Source organism: Franconibacter daqui, from assembly GCF_014644275.1.
Lineage (GTDB): Bacteria > Pseudomonadota > Gammaproteobacteria > Enterobacterales > Enterobacteriaceae > Franconibacter > Franconibacter pulveris.
Genome location: NZ_BMKJ01000001.1, coordinates 1523399 through 1545204, shown reverse-complemented (window position 1 = coordinate 1545204; position 21806 = coordinate 1523399). Strand labels below are relative to the sequence as shown.

22 protein-coding genes are annotated in these 21806 nt (G+C 58.2%); 10 read left to right on the top strand and 12 right to left on the bottom strand.

Annotated elements, in window-relative coordinates; genetic code table 11:
* Window positions 1–40: 40 nt before the first annotated feature.
* The 3 genes from IEX01_RS07315 to pcaH all read right to left on the bottom strand — a co-directional run bounded on the left by IEX01_RS07315 (window position 41) and on the right by pcaH (window position 2509).
* Entirely contained in the window at window positions 41–964 is a 924-nt protein-coding gene (locus IEX01_RS07315) for a LysR substrate-binding domain-containing protein (RefSeq protein WP_024560761.1), read from the bottom strand.
* Between the two features lie 187 nt (window positions 965–1151).
* Window positions 1152–1772 carry a protocatechuate 3,4-dioxygenase subunit alpha gene (pcaG, locus tag IEX01_RS07310; RefSeq protein WP_188723570.1) on the bottom strand — a complete coding sequence of 207 codons (621 nt, stop codon included), beginning with the start codon at window positions 1770–1772 and terminating at the stop codon, window positions 1152–1154.
* Entirely contained in the window at window positions 1769–2509 is a 741-nt protein-coding gene (gene pcaH / locus IEX01_RS07305; RefSeq protein WP_024560763.1) for a protocatechuate 3,4-dioxygenase subunit beta, read from the bottom strand. The genes pcaG and pcaH overlap by 4 nt, the downstream gene beginning before the upstream one ends.
* Window positions 2510–2752: 243 nt before the next feature.
* Between pcaH and hglS the strand changes: the two genes are divergently transcribed.
* Both hglS and IEX01_RS07295 read left to right on the top strand, forming a co-directional pair.
* Complete coding sequence (gene hglS / locus IEX01_RS07300; protein ID WP_024557514.1) at window positions 2753–4096, top strand: 2-oxoadipate dioxygenase/decarboxylase HglS; 1344 nt, start codon at window positions 2753–2755, stop codon at window positions 4094–4096.
* 42 nt (window positions 4097–4138) lie between these two features.
* Entirely contained in the window at window positions 4139–5635 is a 1497-nt protein-coding gene (locus tag IEX01_RS07295; protein ID WP_188723569.1) for a carboxylesterase/lipase family protein, read from the top strand.
* On the opposite strand, the gene IEX01_RS07290 is transcribed toward IEX01_RS07295, so the two are convergent.
* The gene (locus tag IEX01_RS07290; protein ID WP_188723568.1) at window positions 5622–6482 is read right to left on the bottom strand and encodes a LysR substrate-binding domain-containing protein; all 861 of its coding nucleotides are present in this window, start codon (window positions 6480–6482) and stop codon (window positions 5622–5624) included. The two genes, IEX01_RS07295 and IEX01_RS07290, sit on opposite strands and share 14 nt — an antisense overlap.
* 108 nt (window positions 6483–6590) lie before the next feature.
* Between IEX01_RS07290 and IEX01_RS07285 the strand changes: the two genes are divergently transcribed.
* The 3 genes from IEX01_RS07285 to IEX01_RS07275 all read left to right on the top strand — a co-directional run bounded on the left by IEX01_RS07285 (window position 6591) and on the right by IEX01_RS07275 (window position 10808).
* On the top strand, window positions 6591–7760 hold the full coding sequence (locus IEX01_RS07285) for a pyridoxal phosphate-dependent aminotransferase (RefSeq protein WP_048887507.1): 1170 nt from the start codon (window positions 6591–6593) through the stop codon (window positions 7758–7760).
* Between the two features lie 12 nt (window positions 7761–7772).
* Window positions 7773–8546: an ABC transporter substrate-binding protein gene (locus tag IEX01_RS07280; RefSeq protein WP_188723567.1), complete on the top strand. Its 774-nt coding sequence runs from the start codon at window positions 7773–7775 to the stop codon at window positions 8544–8546.
* A 606-nt stretch (window positions 8547–9152) separates the two neighbouring features.
* Window positions 9153–10808 carry a glucan biosynthesis protein D gene (locus tag IEX01_RS07275; RefSeq protein WP_024557519.1) on the top strand — a complete coding sequence of 552 codons (1656 nt, stop codon included), beginning with the start codon at window positions 9153–9155 and terminating at the stop codon, window positions 10806–10808.
* A gap of 79 nt (window positions 10809–10887) precedes the next feature.
* On the opposite strand, the gene IEX01_RS07270 is transcribed toward IEX01_RS07275, so the two are convergent.
* The 3 genes from IEX01_RS07270 to hpxO all read right to left on the bottom strand — a co-directional run bounded on the left by IEX01_RS07270 (window position 10888) and on the right by hpxO (window position 12796).
* Complete coding sequence (locus IEX01_RS07270; protein WP_188723566.1) at window positions 10888–11247, bottom strand: type II toxin-antitoxin system HicB family antitoxin; 360 nt, start codon at window positions 11245–11247, stop codon at window positions 10888–10890.
* Entirely contained in the window at window positions 11244–11519 is a 276-nt protein-coding gene (locus IEX01_RS07265; protein WP_188723565.1) for a type II toxin-antitoxin system HicA family toxin, read from the bottom strand. Before IEX01_RS07265 ends, IEX01_RS07270 begins: the two co-directional genes overlap by 4 nt.
* 119 nt (window positions 11520–11638) lie before the next feature.
* Entirely contained in the window at window positions 11639–12796 is a 1158-nt protein-coding gene (hpxO, locus tag IEX01_RS07260; RefSeq protein ID WP_188723564.1) for an FAD-dependent urate hydroxylase HpxO, read from the bottom strand.
* Between the two features lie 228 nt (window positions 12797–13024).
* Here hpxO and rimL point away from each other — a divergent pair, with 228 nt between their 5' ends.
* A complete protein-coding gene (rimL, locus tag IEX01_RS07255) occupies window positions 13025–13588 on the top strand; it encodes a 50S ribosomal protein L7/L12-serine acetyltransferase (protein ID WP_281732651.1) in 564 nt (187 codons plus the stop codon).
* Here the strand turns inward: rimL and ydcK are convergent.
* Window positions 13585–14565, bottom strand: a complete 981-nt coding sequence (gene ydcK / locus IEX01_RS07250) for a YdcK family protein (RefSeq protein WP_188723563.1) — start codon at window positions 14563–14565, stop codon at window positions 13585–13587. The two genes, rimL and ydcK, sit on opposite strands and share 4 nt — an antisense overlap.
* Window positions 14566–14689: 124 nt before the next feature.
* Here ydcK and tehB point away from each other — a divergent pair, with 124 nt between their 5' ends.
* On the top strand, window positions 14690–15283 hold the full coding sequence (tehB, locus tag IEX01_RS07245) for a tellurite resistance methyltransferase TehB (protein WP_188723562.1): 594 nt from the start codon (window positions 14690–14692) through the stop codon (window positions 15281–15283).
* Window positions 15284–15487: 204 nt separating this feature from the next.
* Window positions 15488–16165, top strand: coding sequence for a DUF3313 domain-containing protein (locus IEX01_RS07240; RefSeq protein ID WP_024557526.1), 678 nt, complete (start codon window positions 15488–15490; stop codon window positions 16163–16165).
* A gap of 27 nt (window positions 16166–16192) precedes the next feature.
* Here the strand turns inward: IEX01_RS07240 and IEX01_RS07235 are convergent, their stop codons facing one another.
* Window positions 16193–17416 (bottom strand): benzoate/H(+) symporter BenE family transporter, encoded by a 1224-nt coding sequence (locus IEX01_RS07235; protein ID WP_195826143.1) that lies wholly within the window; start codon window positions 17414–17416, stop codon window positions 16193–16195.
* Between the two features lie 216 nt (window positions 17417–17632).
* Window positions 17633–17821: a hypothetical protein gene (locus tag IEX01_RS07230; RefSeq protein ID WP_024557528.1), complete on the bottom strand. Its 189-nt coding sequence runs from the start codon at window positions 17819–17821 to the stop codon at window positions 17633–17635.
* Between the two features lie 364 nt (window positions 17822–18185).
* On the opposite strand from IEX01_RS07230, the gene IEX01_RS07225 reads away from it, so the two are divergent.
* Window positions 18186–18722, top strand: coding sequence for a helix-turn-helix domain-containing protein (locus IEX01_RS07225; RefSeq protein WP_188723737.1), 537 nt, complete (start codon window positions 18186–18188; stop codon window positions 18720–18722).
* 246 nt (window positions 18723–18968) lie between these two features.
* Window positions 18969–20933 (top strand): peptidase U32 family protein, encoded by a 1965-nt coding sequence (locus IEX01_RS07220; RefSeq protein WP_048887513.1) that lies wholly within the window; start codon window positions 18969–18971, stop codon window positions 20931–20933.
* A gap of 27 nt (window positions 20934–20960) precedes the next feature.
* On the opposite strand, the gene IEX01_RS07215 is transcribed toward IEX01_RS07220, so the two are convergent.
* Together IEX01_RS07215 and IEX01_RS07210 are read right to left on the bottom strand one after the other, a co-directional pair.
* Entirely contained in the window at window positions 20961–21191 is a 231-nt protein-coding gene (locus IEX01_RS07215; RefSeq protein WP_188723560.1) for a DUF2554 family protein, read from the bottom strand.
* Between the two features lie 155 nt (window positions 21192–21346).
* Window positions 21347–21676, bottom strand: a complete 330-nt coding sequence (locus IEX01_RS07210) for a DMT family transporter (RefSeq protein ID WP_024560774.1) — start codon at window positions 21674–21676, stop codon at window positions 21347–21349.
* Window positions 21677–21806: the final 130 nt, after the last annotated feature.

Genomic DNA, 21806 nt, shown 5'->3' with positions numbered 1-21806 from the left:
ACTTTATGCGCTTAATTATGCCCTTACGTCATACACGCGCTCAGACAGGCATGGATTTGCGAATCGAAGCCAGCAGGGTTTGCGCGCCGCTGGAGAGCGGGCTGTCCACCCGCGTCAGGATGCCGATAGGCTCGCCCGCCCCCTGGGTGGGAACCGGCAACGCGGTCAGCGTTCCTTGGCGCAAATCCTCTTTTACCGCGCCGGAAGGAACAAACCATACGTAGTTGTAATCCACGGTGAGCTGGCGTGAGAGCGAGGCGGAAAGCGTTTCAATGCAGGTGGCGGGCAAGCGGCAGCCCTGGCTTGCCAGCAGCGTTTCGGCGTTCTGGCGCGGCACGGTGCCTTTGGGCGACACCACGGCGGGCCACTCCATCACCCGGCTTAAGGTAATGTTATCGTTCAACAGCGGGTGGCCTGGGCGCACCACCAGCTTCAGCGACTCGAGAAACAGCAGCTCATAATTAAGCCCGTTCATCAGTTCCGGGTCCGACATGCGCCCGATACCCAGATCCAGCTCGCCCGATTTCAGTCCCGCCAGCAGCATGGTGTTGTTCATGGTGGCGACCTGCAGGGTAATATCGCTCTGCTGCTGGTGAAACTGACCGATCACGGCGGGAAGAATGCCAAGGGCGGCGGTGGGAAGCGCGCCGATGCGCACCACGTCGACGCTGTCGTTCTCTTTGCGGGTCAGCGCCTGGCCTGCATGGTTCAGGGCGTCGAGCACCTTCACCGCGTGGGTGAGAAACTGCTCGCCGACCAGCGTTAACTGCGCGCCGAGCCTGCCGCGTTCAAACAGGCGGGTGCCGGTGAGCTGCTCGAGTTCATTAAGCGTTTTGGAAAGCGCAGGTTGGCTCAGGTTGAGGGTTTCTGCCGCGCGCCCCAGAGTTCCCTGCTGTGCGACGGCCACGAAGGTATGAAGATGGCGCAAGCGAATGCGCTGATTAAACAGACCATTTTTTTCCATAGCTGATGTTAAAAACAGAGCGGGAAGCGTGACAAGATAAGTTGTTTAATTTTGATAACTTGCTAGCAAAATAATATTAACAATAGGCCATTATTTTCAACATCAACGCGCCTGAAACAGGGCAGATGTCCATATGCCGTAATAAGAAAACAGAAAGGGCGCGCGAGGGGCGCGCCCGGGTGAAGGGTCAGACGTCGAAAAAGACCGTCTCTTTTTCGCCCTGCAGATGAATATCAAAGCGGTAAACCACCTCGCCGCCGCGCTGCTCGCGGACGCCGATAAGCGTGTTGCGGCGCACTTCCCATTCAATCAGGTTAAGTACCGGATCTTTTTCATTCGCCGCCTGCTCATCAGAGAAGTACATGCGGGTGTTCAGCCCGATGTTTATCCCTCGCGCCACGATCCACAGGTTGACATGCGGCGCCATGATGCGCCCGTCGCGCCCCGTTACCGCGCCTGGTTTGACCGTTTCAAAGCGCCAGACGCCGCTGTCGAAATCGGAGCAGGTACGGCCCCAGCCGCGAAAATCCGGGTCGAGCGCCTTTTCGTGCTGTAAATCCGCCGGGTGGTTATAGCGCCCGGCGGCATTAGCCTGCCAGAGCTCCAGCAGCACGTCGCGCACCGGCGTGCCCGAGCCGTCAATCACCCGGCCTTCGATAACGATGCGTTCGCCTACGGTATGGCTGTTGGTCAGCACGTGGTTGAAATTTTTCTCAAAAATGTGAAACCCCGCCGCGTGCGGCGCGAGGCCGATATGCACATAGGGCCCGGCGGTCTGCGAAGCGGTTTCCGGCAGATAATCTTTCATCGGGCGGCTCCTTGCGTACGGTTTTCAAACAGCGTGGCGCGTTGGCCGCGCAGCACCAGGTCGAAGCGGTAAGCCAGGCAATCCAGCGGCACCGCCGCGTGCGTATCCAGCTCGGCAATCAGCGTGCGCACCGCGTCGTCGTTATTAATAGTGCGGACAATAGGGCACTGGCGGATAAGCGGGTCGCCTTCAAAGTACATCTGGGTGATCAGCCGCTGGGCGAAGGCGTCGCCGGAAAGCGAAAAGTGAATATGCGACGGGCGCCAGTCGCTTGCCTGGTTACGCCACGGATAGGGGCCGGGCTTGATGGTACGGAAAAAATAGTAGCCGTTTTCGTCGGTCAGCACGCGGCCGCAGCCGCCGAAATTCGGGTCGATGGGCGCCAGGTATTGATCTTTCTTGTGACGATAGCGCCCGCCCGCATTCGCCTGCCACACTTCCACCAGCGTGTTTTTCATCGGGCGGCCGAAGCCGTCGCGCACATAGCCGTGCACAATGATGCGCTCGCCAATCGGCAGGCCCTCTTTGGCGTAATTCATGATGAGGTCGTTATCCAGCGGGCCGAGATCCTGCTCGCCGAACACCGGGCCGGTTATTTCGGAAAGCGAGCTTTGCAGCGAGATAAGCGCATTGCGCGGCGAGCGCAGCACGCTGGTTTTATAGCCCGGCGCAAACGCGGGCGGATGTTGATTGTAATCGCGGTGCACGACCTCGCGCGCGGGCCATTTTTCACTCATAGGGGACTCCATCAGGCAGGGTACAGGGTAAAGTTGTTTTAATCGCCTGCAGGCAGTCTGTGTAAACGCAATGTTAAATTAAAGTGAATTTATAGCGATATTTGCATAACCGATAGTTATGAATAATGGAAAAGGCATCACTAATCGTCACTGCCGCTGTAGATCACAATTTACACATTGTTCCCACCAGGCGCGTAAGTCGTTCTCTACACTCACATCAATACTCACTGGAGGCACGAGAATATGGCGAACAGCATCACGGCTGATGATATTCGGGAGCAATTTTCACAGGCGATGTCGGCGATGTACCAGAAAGAGGTGCCGCAGTACGGCACGCTGCTTGAACTGGTGGCGGACGTTAACCTTGGGGTTCTGGAGAATAACCCGCAGCTGCATGAACAGCTGGCGAACGCCGACGAACTGGCGCGCCTTAACGTGGAGCGCCATGGGGCGATCCGCGTCGGCACGGCGAAGGAGCTTGCCACGCTGCGGCGCGTCTTTGCGATTATGGGCATGTATCCGGTTGGCTATTACGATCTTTCCCAGGCGGGGGTGCCGGTGCACTCGACGGCCTTTCGCCCGGTCGACGACGTCGCGCTGGCGCGCAATCCGTTTCGCATCTTCACCTCGCTGCTGCGCCTTGAGCTGATTGAAAACGAAAAGCTCAGGAAACGCGCCGCCGCCATTCTCGCGAAGCGCGATATCTTCACGCCGCGCTGTTACGCTTTACTCGATATTTATGACGAGCAGGGCGGCTTTACGGAAGATCAGGCGAAGGAGTTTGTGCGCGAGGCGCTGGAAACCTTCCGCTGGCACAGCCACGCCACCGTAGACGCGCAGACTTACCAGGCGCTGCATGATGAACACCGCCTGATTGCCGACGTGGTCTGTTTTCGCGGTTGCCATATCAACCACCTGACGCCGCGCACGCTGGACATTGACCGGGTGCAGGCGTTGATGCCGGAGTATGGCATCACGCCGAAAGCGCTGATTGAAGGCCCGCCGCGCCGGGAGTTTCCGGTGCTGCTGCGCCAGACCAGCTTCAAGGCGCTGGAGGAGCCGATAATGTTTGCCGGCGAAAGCGCGGGCACCCACACGGCGCGGTTTGGCGAAATCGAGCAGCGCGGCATGGCGCTCACGCCGAAAGGCCGGGCGCTGTACGATGCGCTTTTGCAGGAAGCGGGCAGCGGCAAAGATAACTTTACCCACCAGTACCATCTGCAGGAGGTGTTCAGCCGCTTTCCGGACAGCGACGCGCTGCTGCGCCGCCAGGGGCTGGCCTATTTCCGTTACCGCTTAACGCCGGTGGGCGAAACGCACCGTCACGCCATTCATCCTGGCGATGACCCGCAGTTGTTGATTGAGCGCGGCTGGGTTACCGCGCAGCCTATCATTTATGAGGATTTTCTGCCGGTCAGCGCCGCCGGGATTTTTCAGTCCAACCTGGGAGCGGATAACCGCGCCCGCAGCCACGGCAACGCCAGCCGCGAGAGCTTCGAGGCGGCGCTCGGCTGCCCGGTGTTTAACGAGTTCACGCTATATCAGGAGGCGGAAGATCGCAGCAAGCGACGTTGCGGTCTGCTCTGAGCGCGCTACGCTCTCAGCAGTGATGCTGAAAAGGAAAAGTAAATGGAGAGTTCGCCGGAAGTCGCAGTAGCTCAGGGGCTGCTGTCGGGCGTGGTAGAAGAGAATATAGCAGTCTGGCGCGGCATTCCCTACGCCGCGCCGCCGGTAGGCGAATTGCGCTGGCGCGCGCCGCAACCCCCGGCCAGCTGGCAGGGGGTATTGCACGCCGACCGTTTCGGCGCGGCGAGCTGGCAGAATCGCGACTTTTGTAAAAACCTCGCAGGCGGCGACCCGGGCGCCTTTTCCGAAGATTGCCTTTATCTGAATGTCTGGTCGCCCGTTGAACGGCAGGGCGCGCTGCCGGTGATGGTCTGGCTCCACGGCGGCGGCTTCACGCTTGGTTCCGGCGGGCTGCCGCCTTATGACGGCAGGCGGCTTGCCGCACGCGGCGTGGTGCTGGTGACGGTGAATTACCGGCTGGGGCATCTTGGCTTTTTCGCCCACCCGTCGCTCGAAGAAGAGACGCCGGTCAATAACTTCGCACTGCTTGATCAGATAGCCGCGCTGCGTTGGGTGCAGGAGAACATCGCGGCGTTTGGCGGCGATCGTGACAATGTCACCTTATTCGGGGAGTCCGCCGGCGCGCGCAGCGTCCTCTCGCTGCTCGCTTCGCCGCTGGCGAAAGGGTTATTTCACAAGGCTTGCGTGCAAAGCGGCTATACCCTTGCGGATACGCCGCGCGAGCAGGCGCTGCGAAAAGGCGTGGCGCTGGCGACCCATTTCGGCCTTGAGAACGCCAGCGCGGCGCAGCTTCGCGCCTTACCCGCCGACGCCTTCTGGTCGCTTGCGGCACCCCATAATATCGCCCCGGTTCCCATCTGTGGCGACAGCGTGCTGCCACAACCGATGCTGGAGACCTTCTTCGCCGCGCAGCAGCATCCCATGCCTGTGCTGGTCGGCAGCAACAGCGACGAGGCGAGCGTACTGGCGTATTTCGGCGTTTCGCTGGAGGCGCAGATAGCGAAGCTGCGTCGGGAACGGCGGCTGGGGTTAGGGTTGATTCGCCTGCTTTACCCCGGCGTGCGGGAAGACAGAGAACTGGGCCGCCAGGTCTGCCGCGACATGGCTTTCACCACGCTCGGATTTGTGGTGATGCAGGCGCAGCAGCGCATTAATCAACCCTGCTGGCGCTACTGGTTCGACTATGTGGCTGAGGCGGAGCGGGAAACCTACGCCAACGGCGCGTGGCACGGCAACGAGGTGCCGTATGTTTTCGATACGCTGCGCCTCACCGAGCCTGCCTGCCAGTATGTCACGCCCGGCGACCTCGCTTTCGCGTCGCAGGTGGCGGACTACTGGGCGCGTTTCGCTCACTATCAGCCCGGCACGCCGCCGGTGCTGGAAGGGCCGGTGCGCTGGTGGGCGAGCCTGCGCGGGCGCGAGCGGCTGTTGCGCATTGGGCTTGATAAGCGGGCGGGGTTTAAGCTTGAGAACCGTTTTATGCGCGCCCGCATGCAGCTTTTTAAACGGGTGATGAAACACCACGTCAGCTTAGAGTAAGCAACTGTTCGCGAAAGGCGAGCAGCGGCGCCGCGTCCTCTGGCTGCTCGCGGATCACCAGTCGGTAAGCGGCACCGGTTTTTACGCTGCCAGGAAACGGGCGTAATAACCGGCCCGCGCGTAAATCCTCCTCCACCAGATTAAGATCGGCAATCGCGATGCCGAAGCCCTGGATTGCGGCGCTGATGGCGAGATCCATGGTGTCGAAGTGTTGATTTTTTCGCATGGCGGGCAGCGGCGCTGTTTGCTGAGAAAGCCATAGCGTCCAGTCGGTTTTATCGCGAGTGGGGTGCAGAAAAGTCAATCCTGAGAGCGAATCAAGCGCGATCGGGTTTTCGCCCGCCAGCGCAGGGCTGACGACGGGGGTGAGCGCCTCTTCAAACAGCAGATCGCCGCCCCGGTTGTGCGAGCCGAAAATAATCGCGGCGTCGAAAGGCTCGGTTTTAAAGCTCACGCCGTGGCCGATAGTGGTGGTGAGCGCCACCTGCATATCGGGCAGGCTTTTTTCGAGCCGCATCAGCTTTGGCAACAGCCAGCGCATGGCGCAGGTGGGCGCTTTAAGGCGCACCACGCTCTGCTTGTGCCGCGCCTGCTCCGCCGTGCGGATGAGCTCGCCATACGCCTGTTGCAGGTCGGGCAACAGCGCCTCGCCTTGCGGCGTCAGGTGCAGCCCGCGGGCGTGACGCTCGAACAGGGCGAAACCGAACCAGGCTTCCAGCGCGGCGATTTTTCGGCTTACTGCGCTCTGCGTCAGACACAGCTCGCGAGCGGCATGGGTAAGATTAAGAAAACGGGCGGTGACAAGAAAGGCATCCACCGCTGTGAGAGGAAAAGTGCGCCGCGACATGCTTGCTCCAGCTATGCGTTTTATGCATGGCTATTATGACAACAATTCGGTTGTGGCGGCAAACCATTCTGTTGAATAGTTATGCATATTTTGTGATTAAGTGAAGGTGTGATGATGCAAACTCCGGTACAGAGCCGCTCGAAACTGCCCGACGTGGGCACCACGATTTTTACGGTGATAGGCCAGCTTTCAGCGCAGCATAACGCCATCAACCTCTCTCAGGGCGCGCCCAATTTCCCCTGCGACCCGCAGCTCACGGCGGGCGTCACCCGGGCGATGCAAGCTAATCATAACCAGTATGCGCCGATGACTGGCCTGCTGCGCTTGAAGGAGCTGATTGCTGAAAAAGTGGCGCGCCTCTACCAGGCGCGCTATGACGCCGCAAGCGAAATTCTTATCACCGCCAGCGCCAGCGAAGGCCTCTACTCTGCAATAAGCGGTCTGGTGCATCCGGGCGATGAGGTCATCTATTTTGAACCCTCCTTCGACAGCTACGCGCCCATCGTGCGGCTGCAGGGCGCGACGCCCGTCGCCATCAAGCTGACGGTGCCCGATTTCAGCGTCGACTGGGATGAGGTGCGCGCCGCCATTACGCCGCGCACCCGCATGATAATCGTCAACACGCCGCACAACCCGAGCGGGCAGGTTTTCAGCCGTGCGGACCTGGAGCAACTGGCGGCGGTAACGAAGAACACCGATATCATTATTCTCTCTGACGAAGTGTATGAGCACATCGTGTTTGACGGTGAGCGTCACCATGGCATGGCGACGCACCCGCAGCTTGCCGAGCGCAGCGTGATTGTCTCCTCGTTTGGCAAGACCTTTCACGTTACCGGCTGGCGCGTGGGCTACTGTCTGGCCCCGGCGGCGCTGATGGAGGAGGTCTGCAAGGTCCATCAGTTTTTAATGTTTTCCGCCGACACGCCAATGCAGTACGCTTTTGCCGATTACATGGCTAACCCGGAAACCTATCTGGCGCTGGGTGACTTTTATCAACGCAAGCGCGACCTGATGCAGCAGTTGCTGGCGGCCTCGCCGTTTACACTGCTGCCGAGCGGCGGCGCGTTCTTTTTGCTGGCGAGCTACGCGCATTTCAGCGACGAGGCGGACAGCGAACTGGTCAAACGGCTTATCACCGATTACGGCGTGGCGACCATTCCGCTTTCCGCGTTCTACGCCGACGGAACCGATAACAAACTCATTCGCCTCTCTTTTGCCAAAGATGAAGCGACGTTAAGGGCAGGCGCGCAGGCGCTCTGCCAGGTAAAGCCACGTTAAGAAGGGGTGAAGATGAACAAAGTGAAAGTGTTGTGCCTGACGCTTGGGATGTTTTCCTGTGCGGCCTTTGCCGCAGACGAACTGCGCTATGGCATCGAAGCCGAATACCCGCCGTTTGAAAGCCGCAACGCTGCGGGCGAGCTGGAAGGGTTTGACGTGGATCTCGGCAACGCCATCTGCAAGGCGGCCAGGCTTAAGTGCTCATGGGTGGAAACCTCATTCGACGCGCTGATCCCGGGGCTGATGTCGAAAAAGTTCGACGCCATTAACTCGGCGATGAACATTACCGACCAGCGCCGCCAGAGCATCGACTTCACCCAGCCGATTTATCGTATTCCTTCACAGCTGGTGGGGAAAGCGGGCAGCGCGCTGGACGCCACGCCGCAAGCGCTGAAAGGCAAAACCATCGGCGTGCTGCAAGGCTCCATTCAGGAGACCTACGCCAGAGAGCATTGGGAAAAGCAGGGCGTGACGGTCATTTCCTATAAAGATCAGAATATGGCGTGGGGCGATCTGGTGAACGGGCGTATCGACGCTTCGCTGGTGATGTCCGCCGCAGGCCAGGGCGGTTTCCTCAGCAAGCCGCAGGGCAAGGGCTTTGGTTTTATCGGCAAGCCGGTAGAGGATGACAAGATCCTGGGTAGCGGCATCGGCTTCGGCCTGCGCAAAGGCGACGAGGCGACGAAAAAACAGCTCGACGCCGCTATCGATAAAGTGCGCGCCGACGGCACCATCGACCAGCTTGCGAAAAAGTATTTTCCCGGCATCGACGTCAGCGTGAAGTAACCTTCATAAAATTAAAAACCCCGGTTCGCTGAGCGCCGGGGTTTTTTTATCGGTGTTTCTCAAAGAGAACCCGGCCAGGCCGGGCCACCGCGAGCTATCATCATTAAATTCAGGTGTTATCCGGCGAGATTTTTATTGTGGCGCCGGACCCTCCCAGCGGGAGGAATAAAAGGCATATACAGCCGGTGCGATGACGGCGCATCACGCCGGACTGCGTCGCTGAAACTACCCTTCGGCGCTTCGTCTGGCAAGAGGAGCAGACATATTTTTTTTGAATACGTGCATGCTGCCATCGATGACGCGCAACCAGGAGGAATCGTCTGATAACGAAGCTGGTTTTCGCGTTTTATCCGGCGCTTTCCCGGCCGTCGCGCTGTCCTGAAATTCCTTTCACAATTAAGACGTTAGACTTAGCCCGTGCGGACGTTAGCTTGCCGTTTGCTGACAAATAACTTTCTGAAAAGTAAAAGAAAAATAAGTTTTCGGCTGGCTATTGGCTTCATTCTGAATTTTGTCTACAGTGTGCGGTCTGATCGCTTAACACTTGCCGTGTTCTGCCCGTGGGCAGGACAACCTGTATCGACAACTAAGGACGATTTCTCAGGCATGAACCGCAGACGTTTTATCAAAGCCTCATTCGCACTCGCCGCGGCGTGTGGCGCGCCCGGCATGGCCGGTCTCTTTTCCCGTACGGCCTGGGCGGACGAGGCCGGTATCGCCGACGGGCAGACCCGCGCGTTTGATTTCTCTGAGTTGCAGAACATGGCGAGCAGCCTTGCAAAGAACCCCTGGGGCGGCGCGCCACGACCGCTGCCGAACACGCTCGCTACGCTTACGCCGCAGGCCTATAACAGTATTCAGTACGACGCGGGTCACGCCTTGTGGAACAACATTGAAGGCCGTCAGCTCGACGTGCAGTTCTTCCACGTCGGCATGGGTTTTCGCCGCCGCGTGCGCATGTTCTCGGTCGACCCCTCCAGCCGCCAGGCGCGCGAAATTCACTTCCGGCCGGAGCTGTTTAACTATCATGACGCGGGCGTGGATACCCGCCAGCTGGAAGGGCAGACCGACCTCGGGTTCGCCGGTTTTCGCGCGTTCAAAGCGCCTGAGCTGGCGCGACGCGACGTTGTCTCTTTCCTCGGCGCAAGCTACTTCCGCGCGGTGGACAGCACTTACCAGTATGGCCTTTCCGCCCGCGGCCTGGCGGTAGACACCTTCACCGACCAGCCGGAAGAGTTCCCTGATTTCACCGCTTTCTGGTTTGAAACGCCGAAAGCAGATGACACCACGTTCGTGGTTTATGCGCTGCTCGACAGCCCCAGCATCACTGGCGCTTACAAATTTACTATCCATTGTGAGTCGACCCAGGTGATGATGGAGGTGGAAAATCACCTCTTCGCCCGTAAAGACATTAAACAGCTCGGCATCGCGCCGATGACCAGCATGTTTAGCTGCGGCACCAATGAGCGCCGCATGTGCGACACCATCCATCCGCAAATTCACGACTCCGATCGTCTCGCCATGTGGCGCGGCAACGGCGAGTGGGTCTGCCGTCCGCTGAACAACCCGCAGCGTCTGCAGTTCAACGCGTTTATGGATGAGAACCCGAAAGGGTTCGGTCTGTTGCAGACCGACCATAAGTTTGAGAGTTATCAGGACATTATGGGCTGGTATAACAAGCGCCCGAGCCTGTGGGTGGAGCCGCGCAACCGCTGGGGCAAGGGCACCGTTGGGCTGATGGAGATCCCGACCACCGGCGAAACGCTGGATAATATTGTCTGCTTCTGGCAGCCGGAGAAACCGGTCAAGGCGGGAGATAAGCTTAACTTCGAATACCGTCTTTACTGGAGCGGCGACGCGCCGGTCCATACGCCGCTTGCCCGCGTCTACGCCACCCGCACGGGCATGGGCAGCTTCCCGGAAGGCTGGGCGCCGGGCGAGCATTACCCGAGCCAGTGGTCGCGCCGCATCGCCATCGACTTTATCGGCGGCAAGCTGAAAGAGTCGGCGCCGAAGGGCATCGAACCGGTGATAACGCTCTCCAGCGGCGAAGCGAAGCAGGTGGAGATCCTCTACGTCGAGCCTTTCGACGGCTATCGCATCCTGTTCGACTGGTATCCGAATTCCGACTCGGTTGATCCGGTGGAAATGCGCATGTTCCTGCGCTGCCAGGGCGAGGCCATCAGCGAAACCTGGCTTTATCAGTATTTCCCGCCCGCGCCGGATAAGCGCAACTACGTCGACGATCGCCAGATGCGATAAGTTGACGACCGCCAGATGCGATGAGCTGACGCTCGCGAGAAGCGTTAAAAAAGCCCCGGCAGCGGGGCTTTTTTTCGTCTCAGCGCAGCTTCATGCGCCTCGCCAGCGTATCGACAATAAAACTGTTCACCGACATGTTTTGCTCAGCGGCGGCCACCGCCAGACGTTCGCTAAACGAGGCAGGGTAGCGCAGCGTGAATGTTTTTAGCTTATCTGCGCGCTCAAAAGGGGCGACTGAACGCGCCTCGCAATCCGCCAGATATTCAGCGAGCGAAATTTCCCCTTGCTCCTGCAATCCCTTCAGGCTGTCGGCCATAAAATCGCAGTAGCCTGTCAGCCCCAGAAAACGGCCGCGAAACAGCCGCAGCTCGGGCTCATAGGTGATGAGCGCTGGCTGGCCCTGAATCAGCAGCGTGTTGGGCGGTAACGTAGTGGTCATGGCATAACTCCTTGTTCCTGTAGCCAGTAGCGTAAACCGAGCACCGCGCCTTTGTCCGTTGTCGGGTCGGGGTGCGGGCGATGAAAATGGGCTACCGAGTCGTTGAGCAGAAACCGCACGCGCGAGCCTCGGCCCATGTTCACTTCGCCACCGAGCGCAATGATGAGCATTTCAATATCCTGCCATTTTATCGCCGTCGAAACCGGCGAGGCGAAAACCTGACATAACGTATGGTGGTGCTTTTTCCTTAAATATTCTTTGCCATAGCCCATAGTTCCTTCCGTGGCGTCAGTTTATGAAGTCATAGTAGCGTACAAAAAAATGACGTCAATTGCTGACGCCATTTTGCGAAGAGGATTCAGATTCTAACTACAACATGGGTGCAACGATGTCAGGCCAGCGGTCCGCCGAGAATGGTTTCCCGCATGCCCGCCAGAATGCGGTCGCCGGTTTCGCTCTTTAGCTCCTCATACCAGCCAGCAGTGACGCTCATCTCTTTGCCATGCGTGACGTCGCTGCGCTTGCGCGCTTTCAGCACCAGGTCTTTTACCCGCCAGGCGCGTTTGTCCTGATAGCGCAGCAGCGCGTCCTCTATGCCAAGGGAGTTTGTCTGCAAGGCTATCGCCAGCACCACCGCGTCCTCCATCGCCGCGCAGCCGCCCTGGCCGATATCCGGCGTGGTGCTGTGCCCGGCGTCGCCGAGCAACGCCACGCGCCCGCGCACCAGTTGCATAAAGGGTTCAATATCATGGATCTCAATGCGGTTAGTGGTTTGCGGATCGATTGCGTTAATCAGCTTTTGCACCGGCGCGGCCCAGCCGGAGAAGTACCGCTTAAGATCCTCGCGCACGGTAGTGCGATCTTCCGCCAGCCCTTTGGGCAGCGGCACGTCGAAAAAGAAATAGAAACGGTTGCCCGCCACCGGCATCAGCGAAACGCGTTTGCCCTCGCCGACAAACGTGGTCCACTGGTTCGCCGGCGCAATGGATTCATCAATCTCCACCAGCCCGTTCCAGTTAACATAACCGGCATAGCGGCGCTCCGTTTGATGGCCCAGCACCCAGGGGCGAATCACGGAATGGGTGCCGTCAGCGGCGATCAGCAGGTCGCCTTCGGCGATATGTCCGTCGCTAAAAAAGGCGCGAACGCCGCCGGGCGTCTCTTCAATATGCGTTACGCGTTTGCCAAACTGCACCGCGTCGCGACCATAGGCGGCGAGCAGCATAGCCTGCAATTCCGCCCGCGCCACGGGGTAGGGGCGCTCGCCCACGCTTTTCACTAAAGGATCAAGACTAAAGCGCGTCAGCGTCTGGCCCTGGCGGAACTCCTGATAAGCCATAAACTCCATCGGTCCGCCGAGGGAGGCTAAAGGTTCTTTCATGCCTAGCCAGTTAAGACACTTTACGCCATTCGGCCAGATGGATATGGCGGCGCCAACGGGTTTTATCTCCTTTACCGCCTCGTAAACTTCGGTGCTGATGCCGCAACGCTTGAGCGCTATCGCCGCGCTAAGGCCGCCTATGCCGCCGCCAATAATGATCGCTTTCATTCTTCGTCTCCTTCGTGGTTACGAAAACGTTAAGCAATTTCTATACCAGCCAGCCGCAGCCATAAGCGGGCACAATAGCGGCGCAAAGGCGTCGGCGCTGCGCCAGTTTGGTGAGCGAGCCTGGTGCAGTTGCCGCTTTTTACAGCAAACCATAAATTCTGGTGGTGTTGCTGCTCGCCAGGCTATGTTAACTATCAGGTTTATTCGCACGCATTCAGGAGCGCTCCCTTGCAGGACATCCCAAACTGGCAGGATGAGGTAATCATCGTAAACGACCATCTTAAGCTTCATTCCGTGAACGAGGCGTTTTCCGAAGCGCTGTATGACCTGGTAGTGCGCAATAAAGCCGCGCTGCAAAAAGCGATGGACTGGCCAAAGCAGGTGAAATCGGCGGAAGACACCCGCAAAACGCTCCAGGGCAACTATCTTTTGCACCACCGCGGCTATGCGAAAATGTTCATGATTCTACAGCAGGATCGCTTGATAGGCGTGCTGTCGTTTAACCAGATAGAGCCTTCCAACAAAACGGCTTACATTGGTTACTGGCTGGATGAGGCCTGGCAGGGTAAAGGGCTGCTGTCACAGGCGCTACAGGCGTTTATCGCCCGCTATGCGGATTCGGGCGAGGTGCGGCGCTTCGTTATAAAATGCCGCGTCGCCAATGAGGCGAGCAACCGCGTGGCCCTGCGCAACGGCTTCCGGCTGGAGGGCACGCTGAAAGAGGCGGAATACCTCAACGGCCAGTTTTACGATCAGAACATCTATGCTCTGATCGTCGACAAGCGGCGCTAGAGCGCGCCCAGCATCGGGGTGCGGGTAATATGCTGGTCGCCGTTGAGGGTTCTGCGCCCCCGCAGATGCAGCGGGTCGCCGTTGTAAGCTTCGACGACGGCGTTATCAAAAACCTGCACGCCATCTTCAATCAGCACGTTGCCTTTGATTTGCGCGTTACCGAAAATGCGCGCGCCGTCGTCCAGCATCAGCGGGCCGCCTGAGAGGCGGGCGTGGTCAAAAACTTCCACATGGTGCTTAAGCACGCAGTTGCCTTCCACGACGGCATGCCCGTAAACCTGCGCGCTGTAGCGAAGCGTCGGCACATCCTCTTCGCCTTTTCCCGCCACGATGCGGGCGTTGCCGTAAACCTGCGCGCAGTCGCATACCCAGACATCATTCTCTTCGTTGCCTTCCAGCATGGCGTTTTCATACACCTCCGCCCGATGCTCAACAAAGGCGTAGCTGAGCAGCGCATGGCCATAGATTTGCGCCTGATGCACCACCCGGGAAGCATTGACCGTTGCGTGCCCGTAGATATGCAATTGTTGCTCGCGATCGGGCGTCAACCCTTTCGCCGCCAGCACCAGGCTGCCGTTCATCACCCGCGCTTCGCCGAAGATGTGGCATTCGCCCCGCACCTGGGAGCGTTGCACCATGGCGTTGCCGCTGACGTGGGCATGGTCGCTTATCTGCGCGTGGTCAATCCAGGCGTTATCGCTGATTTTAGCGCCGTCGCGAATATCGCAGGGCTGGGTGAGGCGCGCGTTGCCGCTGACTCTGGCGCCGCCAAACACCACGCTGTTTTCATCGTAGATCCAGCAGTCGCCCTGCTGGCTGAGGCTGGCGTCATCCTCCACCCAGCCGCCAGGCGCGCCGGCTTTAACATCGGCAAAGTCGCGCAGGGCGCGGATCTGGCGCAGATCAACGCTCTTTTTCTCGCCCCCTTCAGACCAGGTAAACTTACGTATTTCGTGGCCCAGCTCATATTTGCTCATGGTTCCGCTTTCCTCATCACGCTCTGCAATAAACGTAGCAGAGTTTTTAGCGCTGGCGGCGCGCTGCCCGCTTCCTTAAAATGCAGATCAAATACATCTTAGAAACGACGCAGGAACCCTCGTAATGACTATTCGCGACGAAAATTATTTCACTGAAAAATATGGCCTGACCGCCACCCATTCAGAAGTGCTGAACGCCGTGCGCTATGTGCAGCCGGGCAAAACGCTCGATCTCGGCTGCGGCAACGGGCGCAACAGTCTCTATCTGGCGGCGCGCGGCTTTGACGTGACCGCATGGGACAAAAACCCGATGAGCATTGCGAATCTGCAACGCATTATTGAAGCGGAATCTCTGGCTAACCTGAAGGCGGATATCGCCGACCTGAACGCCATGACCTTTGACGGCGACTATGACTTTATCCTTTCTACCGTAGTGCTGATGTTTCTGTCGCCCGCCACCATTCCACGGCTGATAGAAAATATGCAGCGTTGCACGAAACCGGGCGGATATAACCTGATTGTGGCGGCGATGAATACTGAAGATTACCCCTGTAATGTCGGGTTTCCTTTCGCGTTTAGTGAAGGGGAATTAAAAAACTATTACGCCGGTTGGGAACTGATTAAATATAACGAGAACCCGGGCGAGCTTCATAAAACGGATGAAAATGGCAACCGCATTAAACTGCGTTTCGCCACGCTTCTTGCCAGAAAAGCATAATGGCAGGGCGGGCAAGCCCTTGCGTGCCCGCCATATTTATTGTTTTTGTGAATGTGTTATTTTGATTTATTAATTAAATAAATCTGGCTGCATTGAAAGTATTCAGTTAGCCTGAATTTATCAGTAAACCGCATTATTACGCCGTAATCCCGCCGCGCTTTTGCTATAACGTCCCGGTTAATTCGTCATAACAGGGAACAAAAAATGCGTAATAAATGTTTTATTAAGGCGACATTGCTTTCTTCGCTGCTGGTTCTGGCTGGCTGCGCGTCAAAAGTGGCTGAGCCTGAAAACTATTCCGGTTTTTTAAAAGATTACTCCAGCCTGCAGGAAACGAAATCGGCGACCGGCAAACCGGTGCTTCGCTGGGTGGACCCTGCCTTTAACAGCGCCAGTTACGACAGCATTGTCTATAACCCCGTGACCTTCTACCCCGAAGCCCGCCCGACAACCCAGGTGGGGCAGCAGGTGCTGGATGGGTTGCTCAATTACACCAACAATAAGCTGAAAACCGCCGCGCAGCAGCGCAAACCGCTGGTGACAACGCCGGGGCCGCGCAGCCTTATCTTCCGCGGCGCCATCACTGGCGTGGACAGCAGCAAAGAAGGGCTTCAGTTCTATGAAGTGGTGCCGGTGGCGCTGTTGGTGGCGGGCACGCAGATGGCGACCGGGCACCGCACCATGGATACACATCTCTATTTTGAAGGCGAACTGATTGACGCGGCCACCAACAAGCCGGTGGTGAAAGTCGTGCGCAAGGGCGAAGGCGAAACGCTCAACAATGAAAAAACGCCGATGACCCTGGCAACGCTTAAGCAGGTGGTGGACGACATGGCCGCCGACGCCGCCCTGTTTGATACAAAAAGCGGCGACAGCAAATAAAATAAAAGGGAGCCGCGGCTCCCTTTTTCATACCTGTTTCTCTTGTTTTAACGCCGGGCCACGGCGTGTCGTTGCCAGCACCGCGTAGCTTATTCCGCCCGCCATCAGCCCCCAGAATGCCGAGCCGACGCCCAGCAGCGTCACGCCGCTCGCGGTCACCAGAAAGGTAATAATCGCCGCGTCGCGCTCGTTTTCTCTCACCAGCGCCTGGTGCAGGCTGCCGCTGATGGTGCCAAGCAGCGCCAGCCCGGCAAGCGTCTGTATCCAGGGCAGCGGCAATGCGGCAAGCAGTGAGGTAATTGAAGCGCCGCACAGGCCCGCCAGCAGGTAAAAAACGCCCGCTGCCGCCGCCGCGAGCCAGCGCCTGTGGACATCCGGATGGGCGTCGGGGCTCTGGCAGATAGCGGCGGTAATGGCGGCGATGCAGATGGAAAAGACGCCGAAGGGCGACAGCAGCATCGCCAGCCCGCCGGTCATCGCCATAAGCGGCGAGACAGGTAAGCGGTAGCCCGCCGCCTGCATGGTCGCAAGCCCCGGCGCGTTTTGTGACGCCATGGTCACCAGGAAAAAGGGCAGACCAATGCCGGTCAGTGAAGCGAATGTAAATTCAGGCGCGGTAAAGGCGGGCGCCGCCACGCTGAAGTGCAACGCGGCGCTATCTACTTCGCCGCCAAGCCAGGAAACCGCGAGCCCCGCCAGCAGCGCAGCCACAATGGCATAGCGCGGCATCAGCGCTTTCGCCGCGAGCCACACGGCCAGCATGCTGCAGCACAGCCAGAAATGATCTTCCATCGCGCTGAAGGCCTGCAGCCCAAAGCGCAGCAGAATGCCGGCCAGCATCGCGGCGGCAAGCGAGGGCGGGATAATTTTCATAAGCCGTGCAAATAACCCCGTCACGCCGCAAAGCACAATCAGCAGATTGGCGAAGAGAAAGACGCCCACCGCCTCATTCAGCGTGCTGCCCTGCAGGCTGGTGGCAAGCAGCGCCGCGCCGGGCGTAGACCAGGCCGTCAGCACCGGCGCGCGATACCAAAGGCTCAGGGCAAGCGTGCTGACGCCCATGCCGATACCGAGCGCCGTCATCCAGCCCGCAATCTGCGCGATGTTCGCGCCCGCCGCCGCCGCGGCCTGCCAGATAATAGCGGCGGAACTGGCGTAACCGACCAGCACCGCCACGAATCCCGCCAGTACGGTGGGAAGAGGAAGAGAAAACTGACGCATGAAAGCTCCACTGTGCGTTATAACGTCCATGCAGAATAACATTGTGCGTTATAACGCACAATCCGGGCTGACTTTCAGCAGCTACGCGTCGCCAGGCGTTTATTTGCAAAAAACAGGCGGAGCGGGAAATAAATCGCAGGGCAAACGGCAATATTACTCGGATAACGTTTTTTGGTTACGGCGGAATTATCGTCAGGCTTATTCAGTTGAATACTAATAATAAGACGGGCAATCCCTTGCCGGGGTTTATTTACGCTCCTGGGGCGGATCGTTTGGCGGAGGCGTTGTTTTACCCGCTTTTTGCCCCGCATCGACCGATCTTTCATGGGTATTTTTGTAGCCAACGCCATCTTTATTGCCGCGCCGCCCGCCGGCGTGCAGCGGCAGAGGTGCGTACCCGGCAGAGTTTTCTGAACGGATTCTGTTCTCAGTCATACCAACCTCCTGAGAGTCATCGCTTCATTGCATAAACGCGCCGCGAAGTAAAAGTAATTGCGCGCGCATGAGTAACTAACTATAGCAGTCGAATTATCATGCGTAAGAATAATAGCCCGCCGCCTTAAGCGGCAGAGGGAATAATTTCCCTGAAGCGTCTGTAAGGTAAAAATATATTTTTTTCGTCATTGTTTTTGCGCCAAAAGATTTACGTTTATTGACTGGTCAGTAAAAGACGTGGCGGGGTAAACGACACGTGAAAAAGGGCGGCACGGCGGCGAGGGTTGCCAGCGGGCTGGAAGCAGACTGCGGCGCAGTGGTATCGTTAACGCCTCATCAACCCGCCCTGGAAGCCAGCCACCTTATGGATATCGCCACTTATCTTGCCGCCACGCTGAAAACCCTGCGCCTGAGCCGTAGCCTGAGCCTGACGCAGGCGGCGGAACTCACCGGCGTTTCAAAAGCGATGCTCGGGCAGATAGAGCGCAACGAGTCGAGCCCGACGGTGGCGACGCTTTGGAAAATCGCCACTGGCTTCAACGTGCCGTTTTCGCTCTTTATCGCGCCGCCCGCCGCGCACGCGCCCACCGCCTACGATCCGCAGCAGCAGGCGATGATCGTCACGCCGCTCTTCCCCTGGGATGAAGCGCTGCGCTTTGAGCTCTTCGCCATCACGCTTGCGCCGGGCGCCGTCAGCGAATCCACGCCGCACGAAAGCGGGGTGATTGAGCACGTGGTGGTGATAGAAGGCGAACTGGAGATGCAAACCCAGGGGCGCTGGCAACGCCTTGCCGCTAGCGAAGGGCTGCGGTTTCGGGGCGATGAGCCGCACGCTTACCGCAACGCCAGCGCGCTGCCGGTGCGCTTTCACTCGCTCATCCATTACGTGAAAACGGCATAAAAAAAACCGCAAGCAAGCTTGCGGCAAGTGACAACGACAAACTACAACGACTAGCGATACTGAGGTGAACAATCAGGAATACCGCCTCAGCATACCCACCGCGCTTTCCCGCAGGAAATAACAAATCCGCCCATGCTTTGCCGCCCTGTGCAATAGCCCGTAAAGCCAGGCGGCGAAACTATTTCTGATCTGCCGGGGTTCTGACTACAATAGCCGCCTTTCCATGACCAATAATGAACAAAATTTATGCGCCTGCAATCTCATCATCTCGAACTGCTCAGCCCCGCCCGTGACGCCAGCATCGCCCGTGAGGCCATTCTGCACGGCGCAGACGCGGTCTATATCGGCGGCCCCGGCTTTGGCGCGCGCCATAATGCCAGCAACAGCCTGAAGGATATCGCCGAGCTGGTGCCGTTCGCCCATCGCTTCGGCGCGAAAGTGTTTGTCACGTTGAACACGATTCTGCATGACAACGAGCTGGAGCCCGCGCAAAAGCTGATTACCGATCTCTACCAGACCGGCGTGGATGCGCTGATTGTGCAGGATATGGGCATTCTGGAGCTGGATATTCCGCCGATTGAGCTGCACGCCAGCACCCAGTGCGATATCCGCACGCCGGAAAAGGCGAAGTTCCTTGCCGATGCCGGTTTTACGCAGATTGTTCTGGCGCGCGAGCTTAACCTGAACCAGATTCAGGCTATCCACGACGCGGCTGACGCGACTATCGAATTCTTTATCCACGGCGCGCTGTGCGTCGCTTATTCCGGCCAGTGCTATATTTCTCACGCGCAAACCGGGCGCAGCGCTAACCGCGGCGACTGCTCCCAGGCTTGCCGTCTGCCTTATACGCTGAAAGACGATCAGGGCCGCGTGGTGGCATATGAAAAACATCTGCTGTCGATGAAAGACAACGACCAGACCGCGAACCTGGCGGCCCTTATCGACGCGGGCGTGCGTTCCTTCAAAATTGAAGGGCGCTACAAAGACATGAGCTATGTGAAGAACATCACCGCCCACTACCGCCAGATGCTGGATGCGATTATTGAAGACCGCGGCGACCTGGCGCGCGCTTCTGCAGGCAACACCGCGCACTATTTTGTGCCTTCCACCGAAAAAACGTTCCATCGCGGCAGCACCGATTACTTCGTCAACGCCCGTAAAATCGATATCGGCGCGTTCGATACGCCGACGTTTGTCGGCCTGCCGGTGGGCGACGTGCTGAAGGTGGGTAAAGATCATCTGGACGTGGAAACGACGGAGCCGCTGGCGAACGGCGATGGCCTGAACGTGATGATCAAACGCGAAGTGGTGGGTTTTCGCGTGAACGTGGCGGAGAAAACCGGGGAAAACCGCTACCGCGTCTTCCCGAACGAGATGCCGGAGGCGCTGAAAACCCTGCGTCCGCCTCATCGTCTGAACCGCAACCTGGACCACAACTGGCAGCAGGCGCTGCTAAAAACCTCCAGCGAGCGTCGCGTGGGGGTGGATATCGAGCTGGGCGGCTGGCAGGAGCAGCTTATCCTGACCGTCACCAGTGAAGATGGCGTGAGCGTAACCCGCACGCTGGAAGGGCAGTTCGACGTGGCGAACAACGCCGAGAAAGCAATGGCGAACCTCAAAGAGGGGCTGGCGAAACTCGGACAGACTATCTATTACGCCCGAAATATCACTGTTTCGCTGCCGGGCGCGCTGTTTGTGCCAAACAGCCTGCTGAACCCGCTGCGCCGCGAAGCGATGGACGCGCTGGACGACGCGCGTCTGGCGAATTACCAGCGCGGGCGCCGTAAGCCGGTTTCCGTACCGCCGCCAGTTTACCCCGAAACGCACCTGACGTTCCTTTCTAACGTGTACAACCAGAAAGCGCGCGATTTCTACCAGCGTTACGGCGTGCAGCTTATCGATGCCGCCTACGAGGCGCATGAAGAGAAAGGCGACGTGCCGGTGATGATCACCAAACACTGTCTGCGTTTTGCCTTCAACCTCTGCCCGAAACAGGCGAAGGGCAATATCAAGAGCTGGAAGGCGACGCCGATGCAGCTGGTGCATGGCGACGAAGTGCTGACGCTGAAGTTCGACTGCAAACCGTGTGAAATGCACGTGGTCGGCAAAATTAAAAATCATATCCTGAAAATGCCGCAGCCCGGCAGCGTGGTGGCATCCATCAGCCCTGACGAGCTGCTGAAAACCCTGCCGAAGCGTAAAAACGCCTGACGAAAAAGCCCGCGAAAGCGGGCTTTTTTATTGCGCGTGGCGGCCAGGCTTGCGTGAGCTGAACCAGCCGTGATGCTCGCGCAGGGTATCGGCAGATTCCTGCGCGGCGGCACGAATTTCATCGCTGTCTGCTTCATGGCGCAACTGCGAGTCGGGGTTCTTCACATTAAAGAATTCATGTGCGCCCGCGTGGGCGGCATATTGTCCGGAAAAGAGCGCGCCGCAAAGCAGCAGAGCGCTTAACGCCTTCTTTAGCATTTCTTTGTGTCCCTTTCTAATCAGCGGTGCGCGCACTATCGCAATAATAACGTCTGGTTATTATTGCGAATTTAAAAGCGATGAAAAGGCGTGTCAGGAATGCAAAGTTTCCACGGCAATCGTCTTTGTTGCATGCGGGTTTAACCGCGCTGTGCTTAGTGCGCCACGGAGCGGGAGAAGAGGTTTATCACCAGCACGCCCGCAATAATCAGCGCCATGCCGATAATTGCCGGCCAGTCCAGCTTTTGCCCAAGCAGCAGCCAGCTCACCACACCAATCAGCACAATGCCGACGCCTGACCAGATGGCATAAATGACGCCGGTCGGCAGCGTGCGCATGGGAAAAGTCAGGCAGTAGAACGACAGCGCGTAAAAGACCACGGTGGCGATGCTCGGCAACAGTTTCGTAAAGCTGTCGGAGAGCTTAAGGCAGGTGGTGGCGATAACTTCGCAAATAATAGCGACGCCGAGCAGTAAATAATGCATTTCACAGGCTCCGTTGTAAAAAAGAGTGGAAAGGATAGCGGAGGGGGTGGGAGAGGGGCAAGGCGAGAGACCCTGGCTGCATCAGGTGAAAACGTTGTTCTTACGCTTATTTTCCCACTTGAATCGGTAA